The sequence below is a fragment of the Achromobacter sp. RTa genome, from assembly GCF_000757485.1.
Taxonomy (GTDB): domain Bacteria; phylum Pseudomonadota; class Gammaproteobacteria; order Burkholderiales; family Burkholderiaceae_B; genus Achromobacter.
In genome coordinates this window covers 48,117-54,116 of the sequence record NZ_JPYO01000001.1, presented here as the reverse complement: position 1 = coordinate 54,116, position 6,000 = coordinate 48,117, and the positions used below count along the sequence as shown (strand labels likewise).

The window sequence follows — 6,000 nt, the reverse complement described above, 5'->3', positions numbered from 1 at the left end:
TACTTCTTGGCGCGCACAAGCGACTTCAAGCCCGATGCCTGCATCAGTTTCTGCACCGTTTTGTGGTTCACCAGATCACCTGCCTGGCGCAAAACCGCCGTGATACGGCGGTAGCCATAGCGGCCCTTATGACGCGCGAAGATCGCGCCGATACGTTGCTTTAGCTCAGCGTACGGGTCGGCGGCGTCCAGCATCTTCAGGTGGTAGTAGAACGTGCTGCGTGACAGCTCGGCCACACGCAGCAGTCGTTCCAGCGGATGCTTATGCCTCAATCCTTGGACCACTTGCGCTTTCCAACGAGCGCTTTGGTCTTTTCCGCTTCGATCAAGGCATCGAGCTTTTTTAGGTAGTCCAACTCCGCTCGCAGGTTCGCAACTTCCTCGAGAAGTTCTTCCTTGGTCATGTCCTTGGACACGGGCTCGGGGGGGTATTTGTGGGGCATGCTTGCTCCTGGGCGCTTGCGCGCCAACGCCTCTATACCCCCAGCATCATACTGGGCACGCCACTTCGCAATATGACCTGAACTGCGGATCCCCAGCAGTGTCGCGGCCTGGATGTCGGATAGCCCTTGGTCGCGGATCTTGCGCAACACCGACTGCTTGAAGGCTGCGCTATACGTACCTGACTGCCGGCGTAGACCCGCCAAGCCATGTACGCGATACCTCTCGACCCATCCTCGGACCAGCGAATGGTGCAGTTCGTGGCGCGCCGCCACCGAACGACCACTCTCAGTGCCCTTCAAACACTCCCGAACCACCTTTAACTTGAACTGCTCGTTGTACTTCGCCATGTAAAAACCCCCGAAGGTTGGATCAATATCCAACTTTCGGGGGGCAGTTCAGAAACTCCTGGCTTTTTTTCGTGAGCCGGCGCGCCGGCTTATTGCACCCCGTACTTCGTCCGGTAGGCCAGCACGGAATCGCGGTGCTCGGCGAACGATGCGTCGTCCTGCAGCAAGGCAAGGATGTCCGCCAACGAGGCGATCGCCACTACCGGAATGCCGTAGGTCTTCGCCACGTCCTGCACGGCGGAATGGGCCGACAGCGCGTCGTCCGCGCCCGCGCGCTCCATGCGGTCCATGGCGATCAGCACGGCGGCAGGCTCGGCGCCCGCGGCGCGGATGATCTCCACCGATTCGCGCACCGACGTGCCTGCGGTGATCACGTCGTCGATGATGACGACCTTGCCCTTGAGCGGCGCGCCCACCAGCGTGCCGCCCTCGCCGTGGTCCTTGGCCTCTTTGCGGTTATAGGCAAAGGGCACGTCGCCCCGGCCCTGCATGTCCGGATGGCCGGCCAGCGCGACGGCCGTCGCCGTGGCAAGCGGAATGCCCTTGTAGGCCGGGCCGAAAAGCATGTCGAACTCCACGCCCGAATCCAGCAGCGCCTGGGCGTAGAACTGCGCCAGCTTGCCGACCGAGCGGCCGCTGTTGAACAGGCCCGCATTGAAGAAATAGGGACTGATACGGCCCGACTTGACCTTGAAACTGCCAAAGCGCAGCACGCCCTCGTTCAAGGCGAAACGGACGAAATCGAGGGCAGTGGCGGAGGAATGGGCGGCGGGCATGCGAAAGAATCCGGTAGATGGCAAACGCTGGCATTTTATCCGTTGTCAGGGCCTTTCCCGGGCATCGGCGCCGAGTCGGTTAAATTCCTGGCATTGTCCGGCCCTCGCGGCCGCCCTACAGGAGTCCTGCTTTGCTGCGCATCACGTCTATCAATCTCAACGGAATCCGGTCCGCCTTCCGCAAGGGCCTGCAACCCTGGATGGAAAAGCATGCCGCGGACGTGCTTTGCCTGCAGGAAATCAAGATCGCCCATGACGACCTCACCGAGGACCTGCGCCACCCGCCCGGCTACACCGGCCATTTCCACCATGCGGTGAAAAAGGGCTACAGCGGCGTCGGCATCTACCTGCGCAACGCGGCCGAACGCGTGCACACCGGCCTGGGCTGCGAGGAATTCGACCCTGAAGGCCGCATCATCCGCGCCGATTGGAAGAACCTGTCGGTGATCAGCGCCTACCTGCCGTCGGGCTCCAGCGGCGACGAGCGGCAGCAGGCAAAGTACCGTTTCCTGGACCGTTTCGGCCCCTGGATCGATAGCCTGATGCACGAGCACCGGACCACCGGCCGCGAGTTCATCATCTGCGGCGACTGGAACATCGCCCATAAGGAAATCGACCTGAAGAACTGGAAGGGCAACATGAAGAACTCGGGCTTCCTGCCGGAAGAGCGAGCCTGGCTGACCGATGTCTTCGACAAACGCGGCTTCGTGGACGTGTTCCGCACCATCGACGAACGGCCCGATCAATACACCTGGTGGAGCAACCGCGGCCAGGCCTGGGCCAAGAACGTCGGGTGGCGCATCGATTACCAGATCGCAACGCCGGGCATCGCTGCAAAAGCCCGCAGCGTGGCCATCTACAAGGACGAGCGCTTCTCGGACCACGCTCCGCTGACGATCGACTACGACGCCGAACTCTGATCCGGCCGGGGCCGGGCCGCCGAGGCTTCGCTCAGCGACGCTGCCGCCTCCCGCCTCAGCCACGCCAGGAACGCGGCCGCCCGGGGATCCTCCGTGCAAGGCCGCGGCGACAGCAGGAAATAGGCCGAACCGTCCTGGACGAACCCGCAAGGCGCCGCCAACCGGCGGTCGCGCACCGCGTCGCACGCCATCAGCGCGGATCCGATCGCTACTCCCAGGCCCGCCGCGGCCGCCTGCAGGCTCAGGTAGAAATGCTCGTAGACCGCGCCCGCGCGCTTCGGCGGTTTCCTGCCGGAAGCCTGGGACCATTGCCGCCACGCCTGGGGCCGCGTCGCGCTGCCGAGCGCCGGGGCGCCGGCCCAGCCATCGTCCGCCATCCCGGCGCCTGAGGCGTCGGGATGGCCCGGCCTGCATACGGGCCCGGTCCATTCCTCGCACACCCGCTCCGCATGCAAGGCGGCATCCCATTCGAAGTCATTGCGGCGCAGCGCCACGTCCACCCCCTGAGCCGCGAAGTCCAGGGGACCGCCCGCTGCGTAAAGGTGCACCTGCACGCCAGGATGGGCGCGCTGGAAGTCCGGCAGCCGCGGGATCAGCCACATCATGGCGATGGTGGGCTCGCAGGACAACACCAGCGGCGCGTCGGCCACGGGCTGGCGCAGCGTCGCCAGCCCGGCCGCCAACTGCTCGAACAGGGACCGGGTCAACTCGAACAGCTGCCGCCCTGGATCGGTCAGGAAAACACCCCTGTTGCGGCGCTCGAAAAGGGCCAGCCCCAAGTTCTCCTCCAGCAACCTGATCTGACGGCTGACGGCTCCATGCGTCACATGCAGTTCCTCGGCCGCCTTGCCGAATGCCTGATGGCGAGCGGCGGCGTCGAAAACGCGCAAGGTATTGAGGGGTGGGAGCTTCATGACGATCAGTGATTTTTTCTGACGGATACCCGGCATTAAAAATCGTTTTTCCGACACGCGCCAGCAGCACACAATGCCGTTCCCCTCTACGCACTCCTGCCTGGCCATGACCGAACTGATTGCCGTCGCCCTCATCACCGTTCTTGCCGTCATCAGCCCGGGACCGGATTTCGCCATGGTCACGCGCTATAGCTATCTGTTCGGCCGGCGCACCGGCCTGGTTTGCGCCGCCGGCATCGCGCTCGGCGTCCAGGTGCACGTGTTCTATACGATGTTCGGCGTGAGCCTGCTCGCGCACTATGCGCAATCCGTGCTGCAGGGCATCAAGCTGGCGGGCGCTTGCTACCTGGTCTACATGGGGTGGAAAACCTTCTTCAACCGCTCGCAAGTCGACCGCGATCTGTCCGACCGCCCGGCGGTCTCCGGATGGCAGTCGCTATACAGCGGTTTCTTGACGAACGCCCTCAACCCCAAGACCACCCTGTTCGTGGTCAGCACCTACACGCAGCTGGTGTCTCCCGGCACGTCCCTGGGCCGGCAATTCGGCTATGGACTGTTCATGTCGCTGGCGCATTGGACCTGGTTCAGCATCGTCGCATGGTCCATTTCCTCGGCGCTTCTGCGCCGGGCGCTGCTGGACCATCAAAGAACGGCCGACCGTGCGGTGGGCGCCATTCTGATGGCGCTGGGCGGCGCGCTGGCGGTTGCGCAGGTATGAAGTGTTGCCGGCGCGTGACTTTCCTCAAATATTTAATTGGGGACACATAAAAGCGGACTATCGGCCCGACCGATGCCAAACCGGCCTCCAAAGGCCGCCTTTCCACGCCAGCCTTCGCTCCCAGCCCCTTGAATCTCCGCCGATATAAATTGGGGACGTATTATTTTCCCCAGGAAATTCAAGCGAGTTCGCTGGAATCCGCCTTTTTTCCATCCGGATCCAGCATATTCCCCGTTAATATGACCCCAATTATTGACGCAAAAAAAGAGCTTTGATATCAAGGCCATGGCGCACTTTCCGTCTTTGCGCAGGGCAACAATTTAGCCCTACAATTCCGCACCATACAGGTGCGGAATTGCACCAAAACCGTGTTTTTGCGCCCCAGTCCGGCGCAGTCCGCACCTATTCGAAGCACCCCCGAGGAGATCATGTTGAAAGTGCAGAGTCTGGACGACTTCCTGCGTGGCGTCGCCGCGCGCGACCCGCAGCAGCCTGAGTTCATGCAAGCCGTCCAGGAGGTGATGCTGAGCCTGTGGCCTTTCATCGAAAAGCACCCCCACTACGCCGAGCACGCCCTGCTCGAGCGCCTGGTGGAACCGGAACGCGTCATCCAGTTCCGTGTGTGCTGGACCGATGATCAGGGCCGCGCCCAGGTCAACCGCGCTTTCCGCATCCAGCACAGCTCCGCCATCGGCCCGTTCAAGGGCGGCATGCGCTTCCACCCCTCGGTGAACCTGTCGATCCTGAAATTCCTGGCCTTCGAACAGACCTTGAAGAACTCGCTGACCACGCTGCCCATGGGCGGCGGCAAGGGCGGTTCCGACTTCGACCCCAAGGGCAAGTCCGACGCCGAAGTCATGCGTTTCTGCCAGGCCCTGATGATCGAGCTCTATCGCCACCTGGGCCCGGACACCGACGTGCCGGCCGGCGACATCGGCGTGGGCGCGCGCGAAGTCGGCTTCATGGCCGGCATGATGAAGAAACTGTCCAACTCGACCGCCAGCGTCTTCACGGGCAAGGGCCTGACTTTCGGCGGCAGCCTGATCCGCCCCGAAGCCACCGGCTACGGCACCGTGTACTTCGCCGAGGAAATGCTCAAGCGCGTCGGCCGCTCTTTCGACGGCCTGCGCGTATCGGTGTCGGGCTCGGGCAATGTCGCGCAATACGCCATCGAGAAGGCCATGGCGCTGGGCGCCAAGGTCGTTACCGTGTCGGACTCGAACGGCACCGTCGTGGACGAAGCCGGCTTCACCCATGAGAAGCTGGTCGCGCTGATGCACATCAAGAACGACCTGCGCGGCCGCCTGGACACGTACGCCCGCCAGTTCGGCCTGAAGTACGAAGAGGGCAAGCGCCCGTGGCACGTGCCCGTGGACGTGGCGCTGCCCTGCGCCACCCAGAACGAGCTGGAACTGGATGATGCGCAAACGCTGATCAAGAACGGCGTGCTCTGCGTCGCCGAAGGCGCCAACATGCCGGCCACGCTGGAAGCCGCCAAGGCCTTCATCGCCGCCCGCGTGCTGTACGCCCCGGGCAAGGCCAGCAACGCCGGCGGCGTGGCCGTATCCGGGCTGGAAATGGCGCAGAACTCCGCCCGCCTGGCCTGGACGCGCGAGGAAGTCGACACCCGCCTGCACGCCATCATGCGCGACATCCACGAAAACTGCGTGCGCCACGGCCACACCGAGCGCGAATACGTGAACTACCTGGACGGCGCCAACATCGCCGGTTTCGTGAAGGTGGCCGACGCGATGCGTCAGCAGGGGCTGTACTAGTCCCCCCCCGAAGCGCCGGAGGCGCTTCCCCCCCAGGGGGGCGCCGCTGCGGACCGGCAGAGCCCGGCTCCGCGCGGCCCCGATTGGGGCAGGGCTTGCCTCGTGGG

The 6,000-nt window shown here is 63.8% G+C and carries 7 protein-coding genes; 3 read left to right on the top strand and 4 right to left on the bottom strand.

The window, feature by feature from the left end; translation table 11 throughout:
• The 3 genes from JL37_RS29855 to pyrE all read right to left on the bottom strand — a co-directional run.
• A partial coding sequence (locus JL37_RS29855) for an IS3 family transposase (RefSeq protein ID WP_197064567.1) occupies positions 1-284 on the bottom strand: 284 nt, incomplete at its 3' end.
• Complete coding sequence (locus JL37_RS00265) at positions 269-790, bottom strand: helix-turn-helix domain-containing protein (protein ID WP_043541355.1); 522 nt, start codon at positions 788-790, stop codon at positions 269-271. The genes JL37_RS29855 and JL37_RS00265, both read right to left, overlap by 16 nt.
• Before the next feature lie 89 nt (positions 791-879).
• Entirely contained in the window at positions 880-1,566 is a 687-nt protein-coding gene (gene pyrE / locus JL37_RS00260; protein WP_043541187.1) for an orotate phosphoribosyltransferase, read from the bottom strand.
• Positions 1,567-1,697: 131 nt separating this feature from the next.
• Between pyrE and JL37_RS00255 the strand changes: the two genes are divergently transcribed.
• Positions 1,698-2,486: an exodeoxyribonuclease III gene (locus JL37_RS00255; protein ID WP_043541186.1), complete on the top strand. Its 789-nt coding sequence runs from the start codon at positions 1,698-1,700 to the stop codon at positions 2,484-2,486.
• On the opposite strand, the gene JL37_RS00250 is transcribed toward JL37_RS00255, so the two are convergent.
• The gene (locus JL37_RS00250) at positions 2,468-3,400 is read right to left on the bottom strand and encodes a LysR substrate-binding domain-containing protein (protein ID WP_043541185.1); all 933 of its coding nucleotides are present in this window, start codon (positions 3,398-3,400) and stop codon (positions 2,468-2,470) included. The genes JL37_RS00255 and JL37_RS00250 overlap by 19 nt on opposite strands.
• 106 nt (positions 3,401-3,506) lie before the next feature.
• Here JL37_RS00250 and JL37_RS00245 point away from each other — a divergent pair, with 106 nt between their 5' ends.
• Complete coding sequence (locus tag JL37_RS00245) at positions 3,507-4,118, top strand: LysE family translocator (protein WP_043541354.1); 612 nt, start codon at positions 3,507-3,509, stop codon at positions 4,116-4,118.
• Positions 4,119-4,546: 428 nt separating this feature from the next.
• Complete coding sequence (gene gdhA / locus JL37_RS00240) at positions 4,547-5,893, top strand: NADP-specific glutamate dehydrogenase (protein ID WP_043541184.1); 1,347 nt, start codon at positions 4,547-4,549, stop codon at positions 5,891-5,893.
• Positions 5,894-6,000: the final 107 nt, after the last annotated feature.